This is a genomic window from Pseudomonas sp. MF08875, assembly GCF_059862525.1.
Genome location: NZ_JCBCUW010000044.1, coordinates 1 through 25,371, shown reverse-complemented (window position 1 = coordinate 25,371; position 25,371 = coordinate 1). Strand labels below are relative to the sequence as shown.

The window sequence follows — 25,371 nt, the reverse complement described above, 5'->3', positions numbered from 1 at the left end:
CAGGTTTCCATTAAAGCTTGCTGGACTCATGCCGATATCGTGCAGTGGATTTCTCTTCGTAGCCACGAACGCCTATACGCACAAAGAAGTTGCGAATGTCTGTAGCAGCCCTGATTTATCCGTCCCTCGCACCTTTCCTCGTCCCCCCCTTCCCTTGCCACGGAACGACAGGCGTCAATTCGACTGACTTCACCGTAAGTGCTGCACGCGAGTGCCCATGCAATCCGGATGTCGCGCGCGACACAATATGTCGTGGCCATGTTCGACATTTACTCGTCTTGTTCTACATCTGACCCAGCGAGAGATATCCCCATGCATGAGTCCTTCTATCCGTCGCAGAAACGCTCGAAGCAGCCCGCCTTGTTCCTGGCAATCGATATGTGGGGGATTGAGGGCGAGTACGCCGACGGAAACTGGCATGTCCTGCTTCATCGGTTCGCTCTGGAATGGAGCAAGAAACATCCGGACCAGGCAACAGCAACGCTATGGTCAAGCGTTCAACCCTGCAGCATTTTCGCCAATGGATCGTCTTGCTACGTCTCCGGCAGCTCCAGGTTGCCCGATGCGTTTTTTCAGCAACTGGAGAGCTTTCTACGCTCACAGTTCGGTAACTGCGCCCGTATTGGTGGAGAAATCCAGGTCAATCCGGATGAGTGGCGGGTGTACCTGCACTTTGAGAAAGGCGCAGTCTGGGAGAAGTACAACGGTTATGAATGGAGGGAACTCAAGCTGTGAAGCGGGTTTGGCGAAAACCGCTTCAGCGTCCCTATTAATTACACACACCTCGTCAAAACCAAAAAACCGTAGAGAGCACACCATGTCAGACAGCGCATTTGAAAAGGATTACTCAGACGACTCGTTCTGGGACAAAGTTAAAAACTATGCGAAATCCGCCGGCGAGGCGGCACTGGAACCGGCGCTGAAGATGTACTACGCCGCAACCGACTCAGATACCCCGACCTGGGCAAAAACCACCATCTATGGTGCACTCGGCTATTTTATCTCTCCGATCGACGTCATTCCCGACATCACGCCAATCGTGGGCTACTCCGACGACATCGGCGTGTTGTGCGCAGCGTTGGCAGCGACCGCTAGCCATATCAAGGCCGAACATGTGGCCAAGGCGAAGGAAACATTGAAGCAGTGGTTTTCCTGATTTAAGTGGAAGCCTTACTCCGGTCCCGTTTGGGAGTAAGGCTTCAACATGAACAGATGCAACCATCAGCGTCATGGCATGCCCCTGAACCATGCCCCCCACTCCATCCCTCCTGCAGAGTCAGCCTCATGGATTACCAAACCCTCAAGGCGCGTCACCGACTTGAACGCGACAACCATCACGTCAACCTGACATTGCGTGTGCACCGGTCCTTGAGCTGGTTGCAACGCGCCGAACAAGCTGATGATCCGGACGGTCGTTTCGTGTTCCTATGGATTGCCTTCAACGCCGCTTACGCAACTGACATCGACGAGAACTATCGGCTATCCGAACAGGAAACCTTCCGCGCCTTTCTGCGCAAGCTTTGCGATCTGGATCGCGAACGGCAGATAGAGAAACTGGTCTGGTCCGAGTTCTCGGGAAGCATCCGCGTGCTGCTGGATAACCCATATGTTTTCCAGAGCTTCTGGGATCACCAGAACGGCAAGATCACCGAGCAACAATGGAGTGAACGTTTCGCCGACGGCCGACGCAAAGCACAGTCCGCTCTGGCACAACGCGATACTGCGGATGTACTCGCGGTGCTGTTCAATCGCATCTACACCTTGCGCAATCAAATCATGCACGGCGGTGCAACCTGGGATAGCAGTATCAATCGACCACAATTGCGCGATTGCGGAAAACTGCTCGGTAAGTTGGTGCCTTTGATCATCCATCTAATGTTGGACAATCCCGACACGCTCTGGGGCGACGCATGCTATCCGGTCGTGCAAGCTTGAGTATCAAGGGACTCAATCCCCGCCAGTGGCTGCCTTACGCCAAACATCGTTTTCCCGCTCCATTTGCTTGTACTTCTGGTACAGATCAGAGCTCCTTTTTAGCACCACGACCAGACCCACTGTTGCGAGTACGTTCTTCAGCATTGCCCATCCCTCTCTAGTCCATTGTGTGGATTCCAGACTAAGAGTCAGGCACGACAGAATGTGTCGAGCCTGAACTCTCACTGACCACTATTACCACGACACATTCTGACCATCCCTCGCCCCATCCTGCCGCCTCCACAGCATCAGGAGATCCAGCATGGGAACCCGATTAATCCCTTTCGCACACGGCAGTCGCCGCGCCGTTGACACCTGTGCGCTGTCGCTGAAGTGGAGTTTCCAGCTGCTGCTGGATCTGGGGGGACATCGTACCTTTATCAGCCGGCACGGCCTGAATGATGAGGATCTGGCTCATGAACTGGGTCTGGCCAAATGGATAGACGGCGAAAATTACAGTCCCGCACTTGCTCTGGCGACACTGCGCAAAGGCGCTCGTAGCTTCAACGCCGATCCCCTGTATGCGCCCTACCCGGACAGCCTGGCGACCAATCTTGAGGCATTGGGAGAATTGTTGGGTTTGGCCGACGCAGAGCTTCAGGTGCTCGGTTTTTGCGTGCTGATGCACACCGATCCGACACTCAGTGATGCTACAGATCAGCTGGGAATGCTGGGACTCAACCGTGCAATAAAAGTGCTGTCCGTACTATTGGGCCTGCCGCTGCCGGAGGTCGAGGCCTGCCTGGCGCATAACAGCCCACTGATGCGCACCGGACTGCTGGAAATAAGCAACAACCACCGTTCCGTCATGGCGTTGAGTTCGATGTTGTCGGTTAGCAACCCGGATCTACCTGGCCTCCTGCGCTTCAGCAAAGGCACGCCACTGGAGCTGTTCGCCTATGCGTTCCGTTTGAGTCCACCCGGCAGCTTGAGCTGGGAGCATTACAGTCATGTCAGACAGCCGCTGATGATCGCCGAACGCTACCTGAGCAAATCCTTGGCCCAAGGGCGTCAAGGTGTGAACATTCTGCTGTATGGCCCGCCTGGTACTGGCAAGACTCAACTCAGTCGTCTGATCGCTAACAGCCTGGACAGCGCTCTTTATGAAGTCGCCTGCACTGACAGCCAAGGTGACCCGGTGTCCGCCAAGCAACGTCTGTGCTCCCTGCGCGCGGCCAACAGTGTGCTGCATTCTCAACGCGCCTTGCTCGTACTTGACGAGATCGAAGACATCTTCCAGACCGCCAGCGCAGACGCCAATAGTCGCTCGCAGAAAGGCTGGATCAATCGCATGCTGGAAGAAAATACGCTGCCGTGTTTCTGGCTGAGCAACAGCATAGAGGCTATCGACGCCGCCCATATACGACGCTTCGATATGGTGATCGAGGTGCCCAACCCTCCTCTGGCACAACGCAAGCGGATGCTGCGCGAGTGTGGCGGTGGCAAATTGAGCGATCAGTTGATCGAACACCTCAGTGCACACGAGCGAATGACGCCTGCCGTGCTGGAGCGAGCAGTGCGCGTAGGACTCAGCGTGTCGCAGCGCGCCAGCAAGGCGCTGGATAACACTATTCGCTGCATTGTCGACGGCACGCTGAAAGCTCAAGGCTTCGAAAAACTTCAGCACACCGACGGCGCTTTGCCAGCGCTCTATTCTCCGGAGTGGATCAACGCCGACCTCCCACTGGACGGACTGGTTGACGGTTTGCGCTCTCATCCACAGGCACGGTTGTGTTTCTACGGGCCACCCGGCACTGGCAAAACCGCATTTGGCCACTGGCTGGCGCAGGAGTTGGGCAAGCCGCTGATGGTCAAGCGAGTCTCCGACCTCGTATCCCCTTACGTGGGAATGACTGAGCAGAACCTGGCGGGCGCCTTCGAGCTCGCGCAACGAGAAGACGCCGTACTCCTGCTGGATGAGGTCGACAGTTTTTTGCAGGACCGGCGCAAGGCGCGGCAAAGCTGGGAGGTCACTGCAGTCAATGAAATGCTCACGCAAATGGAAAGCTACCGAGGGCTGTTCATTGCCTCCACAAACCTGATCCTCGATCTGGATCAAGCCTCTCTGCGGCGCTTCGACCTTAAGGTGCATTTCGGCTACCTGGCAACCGCTCAGGCTCAGGCATTGTTTGCCGCACATCTGAAGGCTCTGGCGCTCAAGGACCCACAAAACAGTGCTGCGACTCGCTTGCGCGGCGAGACATACCTGACTCCCGGTGACTTCGCGGCGGTCGCGCGCCGGGGGCGCTTCAAGCCATTCGCCAGCGCGGATGAATTGGCAGGCGCACTGCTTGCCGAGTGTCGATTGAAGTCCACTGGGCAGCAGCGCCCTATCGGTTTCATACATTAAACGGACTAAAGGTTGCCAGATTGTCGCCGATAGGCAGACAACCGGCTTATTCGCCAGCCAAAGGCCAGCTTCAACACTACAAGGATGATTCTCTTGCCTTCAGCCAAGACCCATAGCGCTTTGAGTCGTCAATGGGAGCTGTTGCAACAGCTGCCCAAACGCTCACCCGGTATCACAGTGAGTGAATTGCTGACTCGCCTGACGGCCACTGGCTACTCCATCAGCCGCCGCAGCATCGAGCGCGACCTGCGTGACCTGTCCCTGGTGTTTCCATTGCAGTGCAACGATGGTGGTACGCCCTTCGGTTGGTACTGGAAACCGGGCGTGAGCGTCGAATTGCAGGGCATCACCTTGACTGAAGCAGTGAGTCTCGCACTGGTCGAGGATGCGGTTCGCCCTCTTCTGCCCGGCAGCATGCTGAGTGTGCTGGAACCCCGTTTCGAGCACGCCCGGCAGAAGCTCAAAGGCCTCGGAGAGGGCAACCCTGCCGCCCGCTGGCCGGATAAAGTCGCCAGCGTTCGGCCAGACTTCAATCTTCAAGCGCCGGACATTTGTGCAGATACCCTGGAGGCGCTGCAGCACGCGTTGATCAGCGAACAGCAGGTGCATTGTCAGTACTACTCGGCGCACAACGACAAAATCAGTGAAATGACACTCAACCCGTTGGCCATCGTCCAGCGCGGATTGATCACCTATCTCATCGCCACCGCTACGCGCTACACCGATGTCCGTCAGTTCGCGGTGCATCGCTTTCGCGCAGTGACGGTACTCGACACTCCCTGCCTGGGGCTGGAGTCGTTCGAGCTGCAAACCTACCTCGCAACTGATGCGCTTCAGTTTGGCAAGCCCGAGAAAATCCGCCTGAAAGCCTGGGTGAGTGAGCATCAGGCGCGACTGATTCGAGAGACGCCTTTGAGCATCGACATGGTGCTCGCCCCTCTTGAGGATGGTTTCGAGCTTCAGGCGACGGTGAACAATACCTGGCAACTGCACTGGTGGATTTTGTCGCTGGGCGACTCGCTGGTGGTGCAGGAGCCGCCGGCGCTGCGCCAGCAGATAGGCGAGACGTTGCGCCGCGCCGCTGCGGCGTATGAACCTGAAAACGTCTCGCTCGAATTAGCCGATACAACCGCCTGACTCCAGGCTGAACGCTCAACAAGGTAGAAAGACATGCTGACCCCTTCCACCCTGATCGACATTGCCGGCAATCTGCGCGTTCTGGCGAAATACGTTGAAACTACAGCTATCGATAGCATTCATAACGTGAGCGTGCCGTTCAGTGAGATCCGCAGCGGCTATCCCGTTGAGTCACTGGCGACACTCAAGGACTGGGCCTCTTCCAAGGCGCGCTACATCTATCAGTTTTCAGTTGAGGGCGATGTTTTCGAAGGGCTCCACAGCGCATTCAATGAAGCCAAGGCAAGCCGAAAAAATGATCGGGGTTACTGCCGTCTCAACCCTGCGTCGCCGATGCTGTATGTCGGGAGTTCCTCGGCGCTTGATTCGCGAATCAAACAACACCTGGGCTTTGGTAATAAAGGCACCTACGCCATGCAGCTCTGCCACTGGCTGCCAGAACTTGAGGGGACGTTGCGTATCCAGGCCTGGCGATTCAGCCAAGAGATCGACGGTGCCGTCGTCCAGGCGATAGAAGATGGTTTGTGGGCCTCGAACCGGCCGATGTTTGGCAGGCAGGGCGCCCGGTAAGCATCGCGGCCTGCCAAAGACACCGGCGATTAGTCAACGCCAGCACCAACCGGAGGCAACGCGCAGGCGTTGCCCCCGGAGTTCGATCAGGACTTCTATCTGCGTAACCGGGCAAACCACTCAGCCAATGTACGGTCGAGCATCGTGGCCGGTTGCCGGGTCAACGCCTCGCTTCCACAGCGCTCGCATCGATCACACCAATCCCCCGGCCCAAGGGCATCGCTAAGTGGCGCCACCGTTTTTTTCCAGCCACATTTGTCACAGACAAGCGTGAAGGGTCTTGGTCTTACTGGCATGTCATTGCTCCTGTGTCGCGCTTTCGCTGAATTCGATGTGCCTCCCTGTAGCCTGGAGACTACTGTTGCGGTCTATCGTTAGTAACCTCGATCTAACCTCGCCCCCTTACACCACAGGCAACAAGGCTTGCAGAATTTCCAGCTTGCGCTGCAGCTGTTCCACATGGGCCTTTTCCGCTCGCAGCGCCGATCTGAGCTCGCGGTTTTCCTCGGCATGCCAACTTGCGCGCTGCTGACGCTCGCGCGTAGTGAGGTGCCAATGACTGAGCAAGCGCCACGTTTTAGTGCAGCGCAGGTACAGCGCCACCAGCACTGAAAAGACCAGCCCCAACATCACCATCGATGCCAGACTCTCAGCGGCCATAGCATTGTTCTCCTGAGATAGACGCCGCTCCGAAAGCCAGCCGGTACCAGTGCGTCGCCAAACCGAAGTCTGGCGCCTGACCGCCCACGCCTTTTTCATGCAAAAGCCCCAGTGCTCCCGCCGCCCCCGTGATGCCGCGTTCATAGGCCTGTTCGTAGTAGCAGGCCGCAAGGTCGTGGTTAACGCACATGCCTCGGCCGTACAAGGCTTGCTCGGCAAGATTGAATGCCGCCTCGCCCGATCCCAGCACATACGCGAGTTTGAATAGCCGACGAGCCAGGACGCTATCAAAAAGGACGCGGCTGCCATTGATCCATAGCCAGCCGAGATCATTGAGTGCATCGGGATCCGAAGCGAGAGCGTCATCGCGTAGCGACCGATACAGAAAGCGCAGCAAAACGGGATCGGCCATCGTGGCCAGAGGGTTCGCGGCCTTGATGGTGATGGCGGCCAGCTTCCCGTCGACCGGCGCTTTCAACACTCTCAGGGACGGCATGCCGATGTCTGCATCCGCAGCACAGGACGACCGGGATTCGACAAACTGCATATTCTCGGCAGCGGGCAACAGGGTATCCAGAAACTGGAATACTTTTTCATCTGGGCTCATTCGGACAGCCTTCTGGTTGATCATTCGATAGGTCCCATTATCGAAATACCAGCGACATTTTGTGTCGTGGACGGATCCCGACACATCCTGTCGTGGCTGATCACCACAGTGAAAGCTCACCCTTCACTCGAGCCTGAACCCATGAAAACCTACCGAGCCTTCATGCAGCGTGTGGTCGCTACCGCCGGCCCCCAAGCCAACTTCACCATCACTGTTCAGGCGGTGACCTCTGCCATGGCAAAGGTCACCGCTGAAGCGCAGTACCCAGGCTACAAATGCCTGAATGCACCCACTCAGGTGCGTTGAAGTTTCGCCAGTTCATCTTGCAGTTGCAGCGCCAGTCCGCTGGTACGCTGCACATTGCGACTCACCGCGCCCTCAAACACGCCTGGCCTGGCTTCGACCAGACTGAACCATTGCTTGGCACGGGTGATGGCGGTGTACAAAAGCTCCTTGGTCAACACAGGGTTCAACGCATCAGGCAACACCAATGCCGTATGGTTGAACTCCGAACCCTGGGACTTGTGCACCGTCATGGCGAAGACTGTCTCGACCTCCACCAGCCGACTCGGCATCACGAAACGTACGCCACCACTGCCATCGTTTCGCGGGAAGGCCACGCGTAGAACATGCTCTGAGGAGGGGCCTGGCACCCAAAGGGCGATACCAATGTCACCATTCATCAAGTTCAGGCTGTAATCATTGCGGGTGACCAGTACCGGTCGCCCTTCGTACCAGCCATGCTCACCCGACAACAGTTCACAGCGGCGTAATTCAGTGGCTACTCGCTGGTTCAGGCCCTCAACCCCCCATGGTCCGCGACGTAACGAACAGAGCAGGCGGAATTCATCGAACGCCGCCAACACTTTGCCAGCCCAGCCCGCCCAGACCTCACTGTCCCAGGCACTATCCCTGGAAGGACGCAGGTCTCGTAACTGCTCAAGGTAATGGCGGTAACCAGGGGCATCCCCTTTACCGTTGATAATCAAATCAGTGAGCGCCGCATCATGCTCGCCTCGCAACTTGAGGTTGAACAGCTGCGGTAATTGCTGATCCAGTAGCACCCGTGCCTCAGCAGCGTTTTTCTCATTGACCAGCTTCGCCAGACGCCCGATCCCCTGCTGCGCGTCGAAGCGCCTGGAGTAACGCAACATGATGGTTTGCTGGGACAACGGATCGCCCAGACCGACTGCCGTTTGCAAACCCGGAGCACTGACCGCCTCGCCACTGTGGGCTTTCAACCAGGCCGTGGTCTGCTCGCTGTAGCCTCCGGCTTCGGCATCACGACAGAGGTCGCCCAATACCGAACCCGCATCCACCGACGCCAGCTGATCCTTATCACCCAGCAGGATCAACCGGGCTTGCCGGGGCAAGGCATCGAGCAGGCAAGCCATCATTTCCAGATCGATCATCGACGCTTCATCGACCACCAACACATCCAGTTCCAGCGGCTTATCCCGGTGGTGAATGAAGTTGCGCGAGTCCGGTCGGCTGCCCAGCAGGCGGTGCAATGTAGAAACATCGGTCGGGATCGCCTCGCGCACTGGGGCATTGACAGGCAACTCACGGACAGCCTTGCCGATGGATTCGGACAAGCGTGCGGCCGCCTTGCCGGTGGGTGCGGCGAGACGAATTCGCAGAGGTTTTCCTTCCTCCACAGCGGGGGTTTGCAGCAGCCCCAGCAGGCGCACGACTGAGGTGGTCTTGCCGGTGCCGGGGCCGCCGGTGATGACACTGAAATTGCCTCGCGCCGTCAGTGCGCAGGCAATTTTTTGCCAGTCGCTGCAGCGTTCACCGTTAACCTCGAAGGCGTCAGGGAACAAGGCATCGAGCCGACTGGAGAGTTTTTCCGGAGTTACCGCGTCCACATTCAAGCGGCCACTCAACGCCTGGGCAATGCTGCGCTCGTAGTTCCAGTAACGACGCAAGTACAGGCGCTGCCCGGTCAACACCAACGGCCGCTCAGGGAAGCGCTGGTGCCCGTCCCGGTCCTCCACCATCGGGCTCAAGGCCAACGCCTGGCGCCACTGCGCGACATCCAGGCCCAGTAACCATTGTGACGGTAGCTGGCTGCCCTCCTCGCCTTCAGGTGGCAAAGACAACACAAAATCAGGGGCTTGCAGTGTGGCGGACAGATCAAGGCAGGAATGACCACGGCCCAGTTGGTGACTGGTCATCGTCGCGGCCAGCAGCACACTGGCTTGGGCCTGGGAGTCCTGTTCGAGAATGAAGGTGGCAAACGATCGGTCCAGCGCGCGCAACCAGCCACGGGTCACCCAATTGTCCAGTTGATGCAGCAGTTCGCTGTTGCTGGCGTCACCAATGAATACCGCCGGATGATCAACGTTGCGTTGGCTGTTGCTGAGTTGCTTAAGGGTCTGGCTCATGCGCTGGCCTCCGCGTGTTGCCCCATGAAGAGTTGGTCCAGCTGTTCAATCAGTTGCCGCGGCGGCCTTTCAAAATGAACTCCTTGCGTTGGCGCCTGGTGGCCACGGACGAACAGATACAACGCCCCGCCCATGTGCCGTTCGTAGTCATACCCCGGAAGGCGCAGCTTGAGCTGGCGATGCAACGCCAGCAGGTACAGGCACAATTGCAGGTCGTAACGCTTGTCCAGCATCGTCGCGACCATCGCCTCGGCGTCGTAGGCCTGATCGTTGCTGCCCAGCCAGTTGGATTTGTAGTCCGCCACGTAGTAGCGACCTTGATGTTCAAACGTCAGGTCGATGAAACCTTTAAACATGCCGTTCAACTCGTTGGAGGCCAGCACGGGACGCGGTGCACCGCCCAACGTGTATTGCCGCACTAGCGCGTCAAGGCGCTGAACGTTCACGGACCGGCTGGAAAACCAGAACTCCATTTCGACCTGATAGGTACTCAGGGTCGAGAGTTTGAATTGAGTGCCGTTGAATCGCAGGGGAGCATTCAGATAGCTTGCCAGCCAATCGGACAGAGGTTCGATCCAGGTTTCCCAATCACGCAGATTGCAGCGCCGGGCAACGGTGTTATGCAGGATTTCAGAATTGCCAGCAGTCTTGGCGAAGCCTTCGCGGCCGGCCCATTCGAATAACCCGTGCAAGAAAGTGCCCGGGCCCGCGCCCCGAGGGAAACCGTGAATCCCGGCCCCTGCAGGCAAGGTTTCAGCTTCGCCCTCCTCCTGCAAATTGGCTTCCAGCGCGGTCGCAGGCTCAAGGCTGACACCCGGCTCTGCCCCCATCAGGACATTGCCGTCAGCAATGGCCAAAGCGGAGTAACTGGCAATCCACCAGTTCGCCGCGAGCTTGTGCAAGGGACGCAATGCCGGCCCCACGGACGGTTGAGTTGGTGCCGTATGGACATTGTCAGACGGCACGGGCGCTGTACGCACCGCAATGTCTGTGCAGCCGCTGGCCAACGCCTCAACCACGTCGAGCAGATTATCTGGCGCGATCGCCTTCTCACCTGCCAGCATGTAGCCCAAACCTGCCTTGTGCAGATCCGTCGATGCGCCTCCAGCCTTGAAGCCCTGAGGGGCCACACAGATCCAGGTGGCGTAACGGGCTCGGGTCAGGGCGACGTAGAGCAGACGCATTTCTTCGCCCATGCGCTCATCGTTGGCAAGCGCTTGTGCCGGTTTTGCCAGATCACCCTTGACCAGCTCAATCACCAGACCCTTGTCGTCATGGAACATGGGCGGTGTTGTGCTTCTACCATCGATCGCTCTGGCGCTGCAGGCAAACGGCAGCAGCACCAACGGATACTCCAAACCCTTGGACTTATGCACAGTGATGACCTTGATCAGGTCCGAATCGCTTTCCAGGCGCAGAATTTCCTCTTCACTCTGGCCGTCTACCTGCTCGGCCAAGTGGCGGATCAGCGCATGCTCGCCATCGAGTTCGGCGGCGCTGCGCTGCAGCCATTCGGCCAAATGCAACAGGTTGGTCAAGCGCCGCTCGCCCTGATCTTCCAGAAGCAAACGGGCCGGCACCTTGAATGTAGCAAGCAGCTTTCGCAGCATGGGCAGCACGCCTTGCTGCTGCCACAACAGTCGAAAATCCCTGAACAGCAACACCTGTTGCTCCCAGAACAACTCATCCTGGTTCAGTTGCTCCAGCGTCTGCCATGACAGCCCAACGCTGCGGGTCGCCATCGCCGCTCGCACCAGCCGATCGCTCGTGGGCTGAGCGCAGGCCCGCAAGATATACAACAGGTCTTTAGCCTCTTCGCTTTCGAAGACTGAATCCCTATCAGAGAGATAGACACTGGCCAGATGCCGATAAGCAAGGGCTTTGCGAATGGCTTCAGCCTCCTTGCGATTGCGCACCAGAATGGCGATATCGGCAGGCCGCAAGGCGACAAAATTTCCATTGCCATCGCGCAAACCGGAGCGCTCGGATGCAGCAGGATCAAGCCAGGCCTGAATCGCCGATGCCGATGCTTCAGCCGCTTTGCGCAAGTACGTGGCGTTACTGATCACGCCCTCCGTCTCCAGATGCCAAAACGTCAAGGCCGGCTGATCCGTACCGTTGATCTGCAAAACATCGTCGCGTCCATTGGCTTGAACGGTGTTGAACGGTACCGGGTTGCCCTGGTCTTCTTTGGCGAAACGAAACGCGCCACGCGGCTGGGCTTCGGCGAAGCGGAAGCAGTGGTTGGCCGCGTCGACCATCGCCTTGGTGGAACGATAGTTGGTCCCCAGCGTGTAATGACGGCCAGCCGTGGCCTCTCGCGCCTGCAGGTAGGTGTAGATGTCCGCCCCGCGAAAGGAATAGATCGCCTGCTTCGGGTCGCCAATCATGAACAGGCCACAGTCATCCAGGTTGTCGGGAATGCGGTAAATGGTTTCAAAGATCCGGTATTGAACCGGGTCGGTGTCCTGGAATTCATCGATCAAGGCGACCGGATACTGCTTGCGAATGGTCTCGGCCAGACGAGGGCCGGACGGGCCTTGCAGTGCATGGTCGAGGCGATTGAGCAAATCATCAAAGCCGATCTGTGCCCGACGCAACTTCTCTTCATTGAAGACATGTTGCACCTCCCGGAGCGCATGCAGCAGCAACTGTGCCCGGATATCAAGACGCTTGCCTTCGTGATCGACCCAGGCATCAATGGCCTCAAATGCCGGATGCTGCTTGGCGATGCCCCCTTTATTCAATTTGAACCGGGTTTGCCCGCACTTGCGTACGTGAACGGATGCCGGACCTCCCTGGCTCCAGGCCGCAAGCTCGGACAGCATCTGATCGAACAATTCATCAGTTTTTTTCAGGTACGAACCGCCGCTCAACACCCCTCGCATGTTATGCAACGAAGCCTGCACGCCAGCCAGATCATCTAACCACGCGGCTCTTGCGCGATTTTCAAGGGCAATACATTCGGCTGACCAATCAATGGAGGCTTGCAACAGAGCGTCAAGTTTCGACGGCGCGGTTATCAACGTCCCCGCTTGCTGGAACTCAGCGTCTGAACGTGAAAGCAGGGAATCCAGCCCCTTTTGCAGCACAGCGGGGCTTTCGAAGCAATCGGCGACAACTTTGGCCTGCTCTGACGACAAGAGGTAAAAGTGCCGACGCCAATAATCCCTGATCACTTCCGCCAGCAACTCGCTCTGATCGGTTTCCAGTGTCTGGGTGAACAGGCTGCCACTGTCGAAGGCATGCTCGCGCAACATCCGGTAACACCAACCATGAATGGTCGAGACCGCCGCTTCATCCATCCACTCACCCGCCAGTTGCAGCCGGCGCGCGCAATCGGGCCACTCCTTTGGCGGGTACTCGGCACGCAGTTGCTGCAGTAGCTTGTCATGTTTGCGATCAGGCTCCACAAAGCACTGCGCCGCTTCGGTCAAACGTGCGCGAATACGGTCGCGCAGCTCCTGGGTCGCGGCGTCAGTGAAGGTCACGACCAGGATCTGCGGCGGTGTCAGCAGGTCCTTGAAGGCGGCCTCACCACCATGGCCAAGCACCAGGCGCACATACAGCAATGCAATGGTGAAGGTTTTGCCGGTACCGGCACTTGCCTCGATCAATCGGCTGCCATGCAAGGGAAAGTCGAGGGGGTTGAGATTTACCGGTTTCATTGGTCGCTCCCTGCGCGGCTAGAAGAAAGATGATTGAACAGTCCGCTATACAGGCGCTTGGCCCATGCGGCGAAATGGCCGGACGCGCATAGCTGGTCGAAGTCAGCGTACGCACGGCGCAAGGCGAAAGAGCTCTGCGCTTCTCCAGTCCGCATGTAGCCCCCCTCGAACGTCTCGCGGGCCTTGTCGGAGGCCGCATCGTTGTCTTCCCCGCCTTCCCCGCCTTCCCCCGCTTCCTCGAGCCAGGCGAATGCGCTTTTGCAAGCGACGGGCAGCGGTTCACGCATGCCCGTCACCCAAGCGTCAAGCAGCGACTGCAACTGCTCCTGCGCTTGTTGCGCTGGCATTGGCCGAAACACTACATCCCCGTTCAAACTGACCAGGATCGTGGTGCAGCCGGGTTCGCTCAACTGCAACGCCAGATGCCGCACCCACGGTCGGACCAGGTTGTGCCAGCGCCAACTGTCTTCGTTGCACAGCTTCTTGCTGTCCAGTTGCAGGTACGCTCGCTCACCTTGTGAATTACGACGAATGCCCCCCAGCCAGTCATTCAATCCAGGGCTCGACTGGTGCGCCGCAATCGTTGCGGCGGTCTGGCCATCCTCGATTTCAGGCCACGCCTGCAACTGCGCGTGGTAACGCTCCAGCATCTCCGGTAGCGGTTCAGCCAGTGCCGATGCGCTCAACGCGCCGAACCCACTCAGCGGCAACTTGCCTTCGCGCTGCAAGCGCTGAACGTGCAGATCAAGTTCAGCCACCGCACGCTCAGGTCGGTAATCCTCTTCAACCCAACGCTTGAGCGCCTGGCTGAGTCTGTCCTGGTGCTGCCAGTTCTCAAGGCCGTCGAGCTGAAAGGTTTCGTCGTCGCGGCTGATCAATTCGTCATTGTCGAAGTTGACCTTGAGACGTTGCTGGAAGAATGCCCCGACGGGATCACGTACAAAGCCGGCCAGTTGGCGCAGGGTCAATGGCGTGTCTTGCCCGAGCTCTGGCAGCAGGCTGACCGATTGCTCCTCGGTCCGGCCCTCATGCACCTCACGCCACTCATGAGAATAAGTGAACAAACCATCAGGCCCCGGCTGACCGGCAAAGTAACCAGCGCTGAAAGGCTGTAACGGATGCTCCTGAGTCAAGGCATGCAGCAGCGCATTGGGCGTCGCCGATGGCTGCGCCAACCGCCAGCCACTGGCCAGATGATCACGCAGTTGACCGATCAAAACCGAAGGCACTCGCTCACTGTTGTCGCGGATATTGCGGCCAACCCAACTGACGTACAGTTGCTCCCTGGCAGACAGCAGCGCCTCAAGTAGCAGGTAGCGGTCATCCTCACGCCGTGAGCGATCTCCGGGGCGGTAATCGTTGCGCATCAGGTCAAAATCGACAGGCGATTGTTGTCGCGGGTAGTCGCCATCGTTCATACCCAGCAGGCACACCACCTTGAATGGAATCGCTCGCATCGGCATCAGCGTGCAGAAATTCACAGCCCCTGCGAGAAAACGCTGCGACAACCCGCCCTCCTCAATGCCGGAAAGCCAGGCTTCATGCATCACGCTCAATGGCAGTGGTTCACTGAACTGCGCAGACTCGCAGGTGCGCAACCAGTCATCGAGCAGCTTGAGCAATTGATTGACCAGCAATTCTTCGGCATCACCCACCGCCCGGAAGAACACTTTCAACAGCGATTGCAGGCGCTCGACCCAAAGCACAGGTGTTGCCGGCTGCTGCAGGTCCTCACGGGCAATTTCCAGGTGGTCAAGCAAGGTCAACAAAGGCCCCGCCAGTGCCGCTTCCAGTCCGGACACTTCATCGTAGGGCTCGATTCCATTCAGTTCAGGCCCTTGGCCGGCAGCGTAGCCCAGCAGCATGCGGCGCATACCGAAGCGCCAGGTGTTTTGCTCCAGGCCCGCAGGCATGTCCAGGCTCTCGCGCTGTTGGGCATCGAGTCCCCAGCGCACACCGGCACCATCGATCCAGCGTTGCAGGATCGGGACATCTGCTTCTTTGATGCCGAAGCGCGCACGCAGCGCCGGCACATCCAACAGGTCGAGAATATCGCTGACGGCGAAGCGGCTATGAGGCAGTTTGAGCAAGTGTTCGAGAGCAATCAGCAATGGCTGGCGCCCGCGCTGCCCCTGGTCAGCCAATGTAAAGGGCAGATAACGAGGGTCATGACGCGGCACCTGACCGAACACGGCCTCGATATGCGGTGCGTAGGCGTTGATGTCAGGCACCATCACAATCACATCACGCGGGCTTAGTTCAAGATTGGCACTGAAGCGGGCGAGCAACTGATCGTGCAGCACCTCCACTTCACGCTGCGCACTGTGGACCACGTGAAAGCGTACCGAGCGATCTTGTGCAACGTCGACAGCGCCCCATACTTCACGCGTTTCAGCTAAAGGACGCAATTCAAGAATGTCGCTTTGCAATTGACCTAGCAGGCTTGAAGGTGGCTCGTCATTGAACAGATCGATTCGCCCGCCGTTTAGGCCCTCGAACAGGTGTCGATAACTCGTCGGCTCGTCATAGTGGTCGAGCAAATTGATGTAGTCGCGACCTTGCTTACCCCAAGCTGCGAGCAATGGCTGGCCATGTTGGCTCGCCGCCATAGAAGCACTTCTGTTTGGCTGACGGCGATAGGCATGGCCCAGCAAGTCTTTGTCAGCAACGATATCCCCCCAGTGATGGCGACAAGGGTTGTGCACACACAGCAACACCTGACTGTAGCGCGAGAGTATGGCCAGGGCTTCCAGAACCTGTGCCGGCATAGACGAAATGCCAAACACCACCACACGCCGAGGTAAACCATTCGGGGCCTGCCCTGCTTCACGCAGGTGTGCGACAAAGCGCTTGTGAACACCGGCGCGGCTGCGCTCAAGCGCCCCCTCGCCAACATCCGCCAGCACTTCACGCCACAGCTCCGCTTGCCACAGGTTATCGGGACCCAGCGGCTTCACACCACCTTTGATGTGCTTTAGCTGATCACTCCCGGCCGCCCAGTCCTCCAGCCAATCGGCGCGATAGACCTGATACTGATCAAACAGGTCCGCTAGCCGCTCGGAAAGCTGGTGGAGCTTGCGCTGATCGTCATCCTCTTGGAGGAATTGCTGCAAGCTACTGAAATTGGTTTTGCTGAGCAATTGAGGCAGCAAGCGCATGAGCCGCCAACTCAGAGCAACCTTGTCCAGCGGCGAAGATTCAGGTGTTGTCTCGGCCCCCAAAACAGACCGATAGGCCTGCCACAGGAAGCGCGCTGGAAGTTGCACATCCAATGCTGCTGCGATACCGCAGCCACCGTTATCAGGATCGTCGGCCAACGCCAGCTTCAGCCATTGAGCAATGCCGTTGCTGTGTACCAGCACGACTTCATTTTCCAGCGGGGCTAACGGATAGCGCTGCATCCAGTTCACAGCTAGCTCACGCAAATCGTCCAAACGATTGCCATGAATGATCATGAAGCCAGGCTTCAACGAGTCCGCATCCTGCATAAACGATTCCCTCAGGTCTGAACGCTCAGCTCTGCGATATAGAGCAGCAAAAGGCCATCACTTTAATCCGATATGGCTATGCATCACCACCTCTACGAGGGTCTGCACCACCATCAATGGGAGCCGAGGATAGGCTGCCGATAAAGCAAGAAAATGCTGTTGTTGTGCACAAGACAACCTCTCATGCATTACTAATCGAGTAAGGATGGCAGTCACTGCGAGTAACAGTCATTTTCGATGGAAAATCACCGAGGAAAAAAATTCTATTCTATTGAGCCCGCCGCTAGAACATTTGCCCTCAGGTCAAGGGCGATTTTAATGCTTCGAGGTTCAGAAATGTGTCGAAGTAGGTTTTGCGCAGATACTCAAGGTCCTCTTCCCGGCCGCTGATTGCTTGGGTGAAATTCCCTGGGGAGCGTTTTGCATTTCGGCACAATGCGGCATTAGTCCTGGCCATCTTCATCAGCCGCTCGAGACTAGCAGCCCTCCCCCACTCTCCGAGATATCGAGTATCAAAGTAACTGACTTCGAGGGTCATTGAACAATTTGGTGAGGATTTTTATTCGCGCGACAACTGGCTGACCATTTAAACCAACATGGTAACCGTAGTGGCTAAGCAAACCCGCCTTGATCCACCCAACGTCGACCAGATCAGCAAGCGAAGCCGGCGCATCAGTTGTTGGCCACTTTAGGAAAGCATGTCTCCGGTCCATACAGAAAGCAGCAAGATACCCAGCTCACCATTACCTCCCAGGTACAAGGCAAAGACGGTTGAGTAAGTAGCTTGCCAGCTACTCACTCAGGGCCGATCCTGCGGATGTTCTTTTTTTGGAAGTCGGGCAGAATCCAACGCCCATTTAGCTTCCACTAAAAACCTATGAAACTGCTCAACACCTACGACGACCGAGATGAGGCCGAAGCCGCAGCCGAAAAGCTCAGCGGAGAAAAACGCCTAGCCAGCGAACGCGACGCCACCGTGGTCATCTACAACATGTTTGGCATTCCCAGCTGGGGTAACTTTCATCGTCTCGGCATGTACAACCTTAGCGAACTGAAAATCCTGCTGGATAGCCGCAATTCCTGGCAGCCCAGCGAGCAGACGCGGCATGCTGAAATCCTCGCCATGCTAAAGACAGTGGCCAAGAACTACGGGATCGAAATCCCCAAGCATTGGCTTTAGAAGCGGGGGTCGATACCGACGCCCGCCGCATAAACACCTACTAAAACCCGAGCGCCGTAAGATCACTACAGATAGCGTCTAAGCATTCGAATGACTCTTAGAATGAGCTGCTGCGGGATGACGGCGGAATCAAACATAGTCGCCAGCCAACACACTTTCGTAGAGGCTCTTCGCGCTCGTTGCATTCTTGATTGCTGCCCTGACATCGGGACGGGTTAAATCCAGCACACGTAGCTTACCGCCAGCCTCTGCAATTGACTCGATGCGCCGGTAGGCAATGGCATGGGTCTCAGCATATACAGCCAGCCCCTTCAGCTTGGGCAGCGCATCGACCAAATGCAGACCATGCGGGTCAACTAGGTCCACCACCATATTGCCGTCCACCTCAACGAAGAAGACAAAATCGGGACGGACGATCTTATATTGCTCATCTTCAACATAGGCGATGCCCAGCGAGGACTGTCCCGGCTGCTGCGGATTTCGGTACCAAAATCGGAAGCCGATGCGATTGAACTCAGTTTCAACAACCGTACGCTCCCAATCGTTGAGTTCGGCCGGGTACTTGCCACCTTTGTCACATAGCAGATGGTTCTTCCAGGTCGGGAAGGCGACCTCCTTGTCGTTCTCACGCGCCTTGGTTGCCTCATAGCGAGATTCGGGCTTAGCCAAATCCACGCTCTGTGGCTCAGTGCTCATTTCCGTGATTTGCCGGTAGGATTCCTTGCGGTCGTCGGTCAGTGCTTTGATCTGCGGCGCATAAGTCATTAGCCACGCCTTCGCAAGCTTGTCAGCCTCTGTATCAAAGTACGTCTGCACTTCCGTAACTAGCCCCAAGCCTGCGACGGTGACGCGTGCCTCGACGATAGCCTCCAGGTATTCCTCCGGGTCGCTGTCCACACTGGCGACCTTCTGCGCTAAATGCTCGACATAGGTGCGGGAAATGTCCGGGCTGAAGATGCGCGCCGCACGCCGATAGGCGTCGTCGATCACCGCCATGTCGGCGTCTTCCCAGAACTGATCGAAGTTCTTTTCCTTACCCTTCAAGTCGGCGATCACAGTCTTACCGTCCACGGTCATCACTGATTTGCGTTTCGCCTTGATTTTTTCTTTCTGGCTTTCCTGGAACGCATCTAGATCCTTGTGCATATGCGCATGAGCCAGTCTCCCAGCGCGAGGAAGGATGTCATCTGACGCCAGCTCGTGAGCCAATGAGGTCAATCGCCTTGCCGGTTTTGCTCCGCGCTGCGGTCGTGTTTGCGATGGCAGCGCCTCGAATGCCTCCCACACAGCTGCGGACGCATCGGGGTGAGGCGTCACCTCTACGTAGTCGATAAGGATGCGTCCGGAGGGTGGCGCCGTGTCGTCGCCCTGCATCAGGGTATCAACGACCGCTTCAACAGTCTTACGGTTGAACTTCGGTAGCAAACAGTCCACTGCGTTTAGCCGATCATTGCCGGGGATGCGGCGTGCCAACGGTGAACGCATCATGCGGCCCAGCAACTGGGTGATGTGTGTGCGGTCGCTGGCGCTACGGAAGGACACCATAACCTCAGCGCGTGGGCAGTCCCAGCCGGTACTGATGGCATCCTTGGCAATTAGTACACGCACCCAGCTGGATTCCTGGACGCGCTGCGGCTCGATGTAGGGCACGTCGCGATTGCCAAACCGCTGTGTGGTATGGTCGCCGAAGACGTGCGCCACACTGGCTGCCGGCAATTCAGGGTAGCGCTCAAAGATGGTGTCCAGAGCGCGTCCGATTTCGTTCGGGTCAGGTGTATTGGGAACCTGCAATACCATCAGAGGAACGACGATACGTGCCTCTTCTTGCTGCTTAGCATACTCAACCCAGGCAGCGGTTGACTCTTTCAGCTTGTCAGTAGCACGCCGTACCAGCACGGTATCGAAGTCACCGACTTCATCAGGAATATCCAGCAGGATGGTGTCCTTGATAAGGCCGGACTCCTGAACCTTGGCTGCATCCACCACCACGTTCGGCAGCTTGATGTGCTTGCCCGCAAACTCAATGGCCTTATTGAAACGCTCCACCGTCGCCGAGATCCCCCAGACCACTGAGATGCCTGGGACTCCGCCGGAACCATTGATAAGCCGCTGGACAATGGTGCCCTTTTCCTTCGACGCGGCGTTACCCATGCCGCGATGCGCCTCATCCAGGACGAGATAAAGCGTCAGGTCAGGATCTTCGATGGTGTTCTGAATCGTGTCCCAAATGGTATAGGCCCGCAGGTCGGGACGAGTTTCTGGAAGCAGGTCGCCCGCCTTGGCCTCCAGTTCCTTTTGGTCATAGCCACGTACTAGTAGGCTGTTCTTGCTCAACTTCTGCGTGTTGAGAAAGTAGATTTTCCCGGCCTCGAATCTTGGCCGGTTGAAGGTGTTTTCCACCACTACCAGGTCGGTATGGTTGATTCGGTCACTCGCTTCTATCAAGCGGAAGCGGGTCTGCTCGTTCAGTGATGGGTCGTCACTAAACCAAATGACCACAGCTCCGGGGTCAGCATCAAAGTCAAATTCGTCATCGCCGTGAAATAGCGCCTCGAAGGCGGCAGCTGCCATGACGGTCTTACCCGCACCAGTTACGGCAGTCAAAGAGAATGCGGTCTTGTCTGACTCGCCATGCCATAGGCGACGAGCCTTCCTGATATTGGCCAAAGCGTCGCGCACTGCATCGCGTTGGTAGTCCTTAAGGGTGAACTTCATGCCTTATTCCCCGTTGGCAAAGCTGAAATTGGTCAGGTAAGACTCGTACAGGCGTACCGGCTCCACGCCATCAGGCAATCGCTTGGCAATCGCCTGAAAGCAGCGGTCGTCGTCGGTGATGATGTAAGCGACGCACAAGGTTTTTGCCTCGGTAACTGCTTTGATGAAGGGGGTTGCCGCATCCATCTCGGTCAGCAGGCCATAGGTATCTGCCACGGCCCAGCCGTCAGCGGGCAGCTTGTCGATGCGCTGACCTTGCGCACCAGCGCGCAGCCATAGCAGGGAGGCGATACGGGCATAGGCCAGGTTGTGGTTGACTGCGTTCCTGGACTCGTAGGTCAGGGTGAAGAACTCGGCGTTCTCGTCGAAACCTTCAGCCATCGGGAATTCGTCGGTGAACTTGTAGTCGCCCTTGATCGGCTCGCCGTCTGGTGTCTTGCCTGTAATTGCCGCGGCCACACGCGGTTTGGTGATGTAGTCGCAGATGCCGTATTTTTCCCACTCTGCATCGCCAGGACGAAGACCTTGTTTGCGTAACGCCTTCTGTTCGTCAGCTGCAACCTCGTTATTGGTAACACAAATGCACTGACGATGACCTCCGTCCTGACTGTTCAGACGCATAACAGCGTGTGCAGTAGTGCCTGAGCCACAGAAGAAGTCCACCACGATTCCACCGGGCTTCTCTGCGAGAAATACTCGCAGCATGTCTTCAACCAGATAGAGCGACTTCGGGAATGGGAACTTCCGTCCCGGAATGAACCGACTCAAGTGCTCAGACCCGTACATGCCCGCGTTGTGCGAGTCTCGGTACCATACCGTGCGCGGGAGTTTCTTTCGCTCGATCTCTTCAGCATGCTCCAGCTGAAGGACACCATTCTCATCGCGTCCAGTAATTCGGATTTCGCCGGCTTTGATGCGCATGAGATCTTTGGAAATCAGGTAGCTGATTGACCATTGGTCCCTAGCTTTGTTGTATGCGCCAACCTTCGCAGTTCCTTCACCGGCGTACTTACGCAAAGAGTCGACACCAAGAGTCCATCGGCCTTCGGCACCGTTTGTGCGGATCGGCCACACAGCAACACAGCCTTCCGGAACTTCAACGCTGAATCGATCAGCGTCGAGCGGTAATGGATCGCCGACAGAGACAATCGCTCGGCGAAGAGGGTCAATGAAGATCGGGTAGAACTGTCGCGGTGAATCTGCTCGTAGAGAGTCGGTGCCTCGACGCATCAATCGATTCCAGATATCGATTCGTTGTTTAGCAATAGTCTCGTCAGAAGTAAGTAAGTCATCAGGACCTTGTGCCACTCGGGCGCCGCCGATAAAGACAACAAAAGCATATTCGTCTACCCGGGCAAACTCCTGGCCACGAGCCACACCGCGTTGATTGGTTACCGTGGTCACCATCTGAATGCGAGAGCCTGCGAAAACTTGCTCTAAAAGAAGACCTAATCTGTTTACCTCTTTCTCGTCGATAGTCACGATGAGTGCGGATGTCTGCGGATTGAGCAGCTCGCGCGCTACGAGCAAACGTCGCTCCATCATCGCCAGCCACTTGCTGTGACGGTACAGGTCGTCCTTCTCGACGTAATCGTTGCTGTATTTCCAGTCCTTCGCCCCCGTGTTGTATGGCGGGTCGATGTAGATGGCGTCCACCCTACCGCGATGGGTGTAAGTCAACGCCTTCAGCACATGGTAGTTCTCGCCATTAATGACGGTGTGGAACGGCTTGTCGTCGCCACGTTCCACCTTGCCCGTACTAATCAAACCCGGAAAGATCGTGTCGCGGAACTCGGCTACAACTACTAGATCATCCAGCGCCACTGATTGCGTTTCAGCCTCTACTGCCCCCAGTAGTTCCAAGTCGGCCATCTTCTTCGACTTGTGGACCGTTTTGACCTGCCACAAGCGCTGGTCACCTTTCTTAGTCGAGCCGCGAGGCGGCAGGACGCGCACCTTGTCCCCCTTGCGGATAGGACGTAGAGGCAGCTCCACAGCTTCCGGGCTGTGACGCTCGAAGTTAAGGCCGAAAGGCAGTCGCGAGGACAGAACCTTGAACTCTCGCTCCAGGTCGACGCCCAGTTGGGAATCCTTAGCCTTCGCTTGGGCAATCAGATCAGTTAGTCGTGACACAGGGTCTCCCAGTGTTTTGCTGTACATAATGCGGGGTAATGAAAAGCTGCATGAATGTTCACCTTGTTTGGGTCTCTTCCCGATTCTGGCTGCAATCCATCATGAGATAGCCCGGCGCCAGCACCGCTGTTTCTACTCCATAGAGCAGTAGCGGGTCTTTCAGCCAAAGGCTGTATTCCGACCCGCGCAGACGGTGATCCGGCGAGCAGTCAATGCTCCACTTGCGCAGCACATAGCCAGCAGTGGCCGCACGCAGCTTCATGCGCAACACACCGTCGCGCATGCCGTAGTCCATTTCAGTGATGTCTGGGTGAGATTGATCAGGGTGCGGTACCAATTCCAGCTCGACGATCCTCGTCCACTGGATATCCTGATCGCTCAGCTCATGAGGTGCGGGCACTTCGTCCTTGAGCAAACGCGGTCGCTTGATCCGCGTGATCACGAAATCGCGAAACTCACCGGTCTTCCGATCGAAGGCGCGGACATGCCAACGCAGGCCAGTATCGATCAAGGCAAAAGGCACGATCTCGCGCTTTGATTTGCCGCTTGAAATAGAGTGGTACTCGACAACTAAGGGGCGGCCCTGGTGTATGGCACGCGTCACACTCGCCAGCACATTCAGATCGGGATGAGTCAACCGCAAAGGAATCTCACTTGGCACCCAGGTTTTGAGCTGCAGCGGTTCGCCATCGCCGAAGGCCTGGGTCAACCACGACATAACCCTTTCGGCCGGGTAGTCGAACAGTGAACGGAAATCAGCGCCCAAAACATAGGTTTTACCCTTGGAGTCATAGTCGATGTTGCCGGGGGCCAGCGCCTTGTACAACGCAAGATCCCGGGTAGCCGCAGCGGACTGGATGGCAAAGCGGTCTACCAGATCCTGCCGACGAATATCACCGACGAAACGCACACGCAGCTCGATAAAGGCCAGGCGGTCGCGCTGTGGCTGAGCGAATTCTGCGAGCGGATTCATGGGCGCCATATGACCTCACGAGACTTAATAGGAATATTTAAGCAGAGCATATTGCATGCTTTTAAACACGTCCACGCTTTCATTTTACAGATATAGTAGTAATCATTTTGATTACATAAATTTCAATTCGGCAGAAAGCGCCACGCAGAGTCCTCGCGATATCTGCGCCCACTGACTGGCTGAAGCCCGCTTAACCAAAAGTAAGCGTTCTGGGTATACACCTTCCGAGCCTCGGCTTTAAAGGCGATGGTGTCCGCATATTTTGAAGCGGAGGCGATTGCCCTTAGCGTCAGGATCCCCATGCGCCAACGAAACTCTTACCCCAAGCCCTTCAGGCCCAGATTGTTCAGGAATGTCTGCGACAGGGCGCCATGGCCTCCGGCGTTGCCATCAGCCACGGCATCAACGCCAACGTCATCCGTAAATGGCTACCGCTATACCGCGATCAAGCCCCTACGACGCTGCCTGTCTTCATTCCTTTAAAAACCGAGCCGAAACGTCAGCCCGAAACATCTGCGATCATCGAACTACCAGTTGGGCAGCAGACGCTCACGGTGGAATGGCAACCTCCGATCCTGAAGGCGGTGCCCGGTTCGTCCGCGGGTTGACGCAATGATCCGCATTGACTCCATCTGGCTCGCCACCGAGCCCATGGACATGCGCGCCGGCACCGACACCACGCTGGCGCGGGTCATGGCGGTGTTCGAGTGAGATTACCGACTTGCTACCACATTGCAGGGCGCCCGTTTAACCACTCAAGGTGAGTTGGCGGAACGCTTACAACCAAAATCCTTTTTGTAGCATTTCGAAGAAACTTTCAGGCGGAGTGAAAGACATTTTTCGCCTGGCCTTCAAGAAGTGTTCATGCAAAATCTTTCAGGCATCTCCTCCGGCGTGAACTAACTGACGGCAAAAGCTGACACTCCTTTTCAAATTGAAGCCTAAAAAGCAACGAAAAGCCCTTGCTGGAGACTGATCTAGCACTTGCTGCTTCAATGAATCACATTCAAAAAAATTTCAGACCTATATCACCTCTATGAATGCCCTTCGTATTGACTGCGGCAGGGAATTTTACGTGCCAATTTTTTGGCTCAGAAAATCACCACTTGAGAGGATTCGCGTATGTATACACCTTGCCCAAGCTGCAATTCTGGACGAGTCGTTACGAAAAATGTCGGTAAGCACACAGGCGGACTCATAGGTACCGTAGGCGGTGCCGCGAGTGGTACAGCCGGAGCTCTCTCCGGTGCTGAAGCCGGAGCAGTATTAGGTGTAGCCGGCGGCCCGATAGGTATAGCGATCGGGAGCGTAGCCGGTGCGATTTTGGGTGGCTTGTTCGGCGGGGTGGCAGGCGGTATCGCAGGGGCCACGCTTGGAGAGCAACTCGATGACAAAGTATTGAACCCTGAATTCAACACATAAGTGCAACGCTCACCCCTGTATGCACTTCGTACGGCGTCTTCCAGCCCAAGCGCTTGCGCGGGCGTAGATTGATCCTCGCTACTGTCCGATTGACGGCTTCGACGGTC

The 25,371-nt window shown here is 56.9% G+C and carries 19 protein-coding genes and 1 pseudogene; 10 read left to right on the top strand and 10 right to left on the bottom strand.

Features of this window, described 5'->3' with window-relative positions; translation table 11 throughout:
* Nucleotides 1-312: 312 nt before the first annotated feature.
* The 6 genes from AC19YT_RS22065 to AC19YT_RS22040 all read left to right on the top strand — a co-directional run bounded on the left by AC19YT_RS22065 (nucleotide 313) and on the right by AC19YT_RS22040 (nucleotide 6,031).
* On the top strand, nucleotides 313-735 hold the full coding sequence (locus tag AC19YT_RS22065) for a hypothetical protein (RefSeq protein WP_500611027.1): 423 nt from the start codon (nucleotides 313-315) through the stop codon (nucleotides 733-735).
* 82 nt (nucleotides 736-817) lie between these two features.
* Complete coding sequence (locus AC19YT_RS22060; RefSeq protein ID WP_054920563.1) at nucleotides 818-1,156, top strand: YkvA family protein; 339 nt, start codon at nucleotides 818-820, stop codon at nucleotides 1,154-1,156.
* Nucleotides 1,157-1,284: 128 nt separating this feature from the next.
* Nucleotides 1,285-1,935 carry a hypothetical protein gene (locus AC19YT_RS22055; RefSeq protein ID WP_500611026.1) on the top strand — a complete coding sequence of 217 codons (651 nt, stop codon included), beginning with the start codon at nucleotides 1,285-1,287 and terminating at the stop codon, nucleotides 1,933-1,935.
* Between the two features lie 301 nt (nucleotides 1,936-2,236).
* A complete protein-coding gene (locus AC19YT_RS22050) occupies nucleotides 2,237-4,324 on the top strand; it encodes an AAA family ATPase (RefSeq protein WP_500611025.1) in 2,088 nt (695 codons plus the stop codon).
* 93 nt (nucleotides 4,325-4,417) lie between these two features.
* Nucleotides 4,418-5,461: a helix-turn-helix transcriptional regulator gene (locus AC19YT_RS22045; protein ID WP_500611024.1), complete on the top strand. Its 1,044-nt coding sequence runs from the start codon at nucleotides 4,418-4,420 to the stop codon at nucleotides 5,459-5,461.
* Between the two features lie 33 nt (nucleotides 5,462-5,494).
* The gene (locus AC19YT_RS22040; protein ID WP_500611023.1) at nucleotides 5,495-6,031 is read left to right on the top strand and encodes a GIY-YIG nuclease family protein; all 537 of its coding nucleotides are present in this window, start codon (nucleotides 5,495-5,497) and stop codon (nucleotides 6,029-6,031) included.
* 402 nt (nucleotides 6,032-6,433) lie between these two features.
* Here AC19YT_RS22040 and AC19YT_RS22035 read toward each other — a convergent pair whose 3' ends face one another.
* The gene (locus tag AC19YT_RS22035) at nucleotides 6,434-6,691 is read right to left on the bottom strand and encodes a hypothetical protein (RefSeq protein WP_315337794.1); all 258 of its coding nucleotides are present in this window, start codon (nucleotides 6,689-6,691) and stop codon (nucleotides 6,434-6,436) included.
* Nucleotides 6,681-7,322 carry a tetratricopeptide repeat protein gene (locus AC19YT_RS22030; protein WP_500611022.1) on the bottom strand — a complete coding sequence of 214 codons (642 nt, stop codon included), beginning with the start codon at nucleotides 7,320-7,322 and terminating at the stop codon, nucleotides 6,681-6,683. The genes AC19YT_RS22035 and AC19YT_RS22030 overlap by 11 nt, the downstream gene beginning before the upstream one ends.
* A 117-nt stretch (nucleotides 7,323-7,439) precedes the next feature.
* Between AC19YT_RS22030 and AC19YT_RS22025 the strand changes: the two genes are divergently transcribed.
* Nucleotides 7,440-7,604 carry a hypothetical protein gene (locus tag AC19YT_RS22025; protein WP_175456232.1) on the top strand — a complete coding sequence of 55 codons (165 nt, stop codon included), beginning with the start codon at nucleotides 7,440-7,442 and terminating at the stop codon, nucleotides 7,602-7,604.
* Here the strand turns inward: AC19YT_RS22025 and recD are convergent.
* The 4 genes from recD to AC19YT_RS22005 form a co-directional block, all read right to left on the bottom strand.
* The gene (gene recD, locus AC19YT_RS22020) at nucleotides 7,592-9,685 is read right to left on the bottom strand and encodes an exodeoxyribonuclease V subunit alpha (protein WP_500611021.1); all 2,094 of its coding nucleotides are present in this window, start codon (nucleotides 9,683-9,685) and stop codon (nucleotides 7,592-7,594) included. The genes AC19YT_RS22025 and recD overlap by 13 nt on opposite strands.
* Nucleotides 9,682-13,353, bottom strand: a complete 3,672-nt coding sequence (gene recB, locus AC19YT_RS22015) for an exodeoxyribonuclease V subunit beta (RefSeq protein ID WP_500611020.1) — start codon at nucleotides 13,351-13,353, stop codon at nucleotides 9,682-9,684. The genes recD and recB overlap by 4 nt, the downstream gene beginning before the upstream one ends.
* Nucleotides 13,350-16,841 (bottom strand): exodeoxyribonuclease V subunit gamma, encoded by a 3,492-nt coding sequence (gene recC, locus AC19YT_RS22010; RefSeq protein WP_500611019.1) that lies wholly within the window; start codon nucleotides 16,839-16,841, stop codon nucleotides 13,350-13,352. The genes recB and recC overlap by 4 nt, the downstream gene beginning before the upstream one ends.
* A 298-nt stretch (nucleotides 16,842-17,139) precedes the next feature.
* On the bottom strand, nucleotides 17,140-17,379 hold the full coding sequence (locus AC19YT_RS22005; RefSeq protein WP_500611018.1) for a hypothetical protein: 240 nt from the start codon (nucleotides 17,377-17,379) through the stop codon (nucleotides 17,140-17,142).
* Nucleotides 17,380-17,718: 339 nt separating this feature from the next.
* Between AC19YT_RS22005 and AC19YT_RS22000 the strand changes: the two genes are divergently transcribed.
* A complete protein-coding gene (locus tag AC19YT_RS22000) occupies nucleotides 17,719-18,021 on the top strand; it encodes a hypothetical protein (protein ID WP_500611017.1) in 303 nt (100 codons plus the stop codon).
* A 129-nt stretch (nucleotides 18,022-18,150) separates the two neighbouring features.
* Here AC19YT_RS22000 and AC19YT_RS21995 read toward each other — a convergent pair whose 3' ends face one another.
* Genes AC19YT_RS21995 through AC19YT_RS21985 form a run of 3 tightly spaced genes read right to left on the bottom strand, consistent with a single transcriptional unit; the run spans nucleotide 18,151 to nucleotide 23,851 of the window.
* Entirely contained in the window at nucleotides 18,151-20,736 is a 2,586-nt protein-coding gene (locus AC19YT_RS21995; protein WP_500611016.1) for a DEAD/DEAH box helicase, read from the bottom strand.
* A 3-nt stretch (nucleotides 20,737-20,739) separates the two neighbouring features.
* Nucleotides 20,740-22,869 (bottom strand): site-specific DNA-methyltransferase, encoded by a 2,130-nt coding sequence (locus tag AC19YT_RS21990; RefSeq protein WP_500611015.1) that lies wholly within the window; start codon nucleotides 22,867-22,869, stop codon nucleotides 20,740-20,742.
* A 58-nt stretch (nucleotides 22,870-22,927) separates the two neighbouring features.
* Nucleotides 22,928-23,851, bottom strand: coding sequence for a helix-turn-helix transcriptional regulator (locus tag AC19YT_RS21985; protein WP_500611014.1), 924 nt, complete (start codon nucleotides 23,849-23,851; stop codon nucleotides 22,928-22,930).
* A gap of 362 nt (nucleotides 23,852-24,213) precedes the next feature.
* Between AC19YT_RS21985 and AC19YT_RS21980 the strand changes: the two genes are divergently transcribed.
* Both AC19YT_RS21980 and AC19YT_RS21975 read left to right on the top strand, forming a co-directional pair.
* The gene (locus AC19YT_RS21980; protein ID WP_500611013.1) at nucleotides 24,214-24,450 is read left to right on the top strand and encodes a transposase; all 237 of its coding nucleotides are present in this window, start codon (nucleotides 24,214-24,216) and stop codon (nucleotides 24,448-24,450) included.
* Nucleotides 24,451-24,964: 514 nt separating this feature from the next.
* Entirely contained in the window at nucleotides 24,965-25,264 is a 300-nt protein-coding gene (locus AC19YT_RS21975) for a hypothetical protein (protein ID WP_500611012.1), read from the top strand.
* Here the strand turns inward: AC19YT_RS21975 and AC19YT_RS21970 are convergent.
* Nucleotides 25,254-25,371, bottom strand: a pseudogene (locus AC19YT_RS21970) (IS30 family transposase); the annotation flags it as partial. The gene AC19YT_RS21975 and the pseudogene AC19YT_RS21970 sit on opposite strands and share 11 nt — an antisense overlap.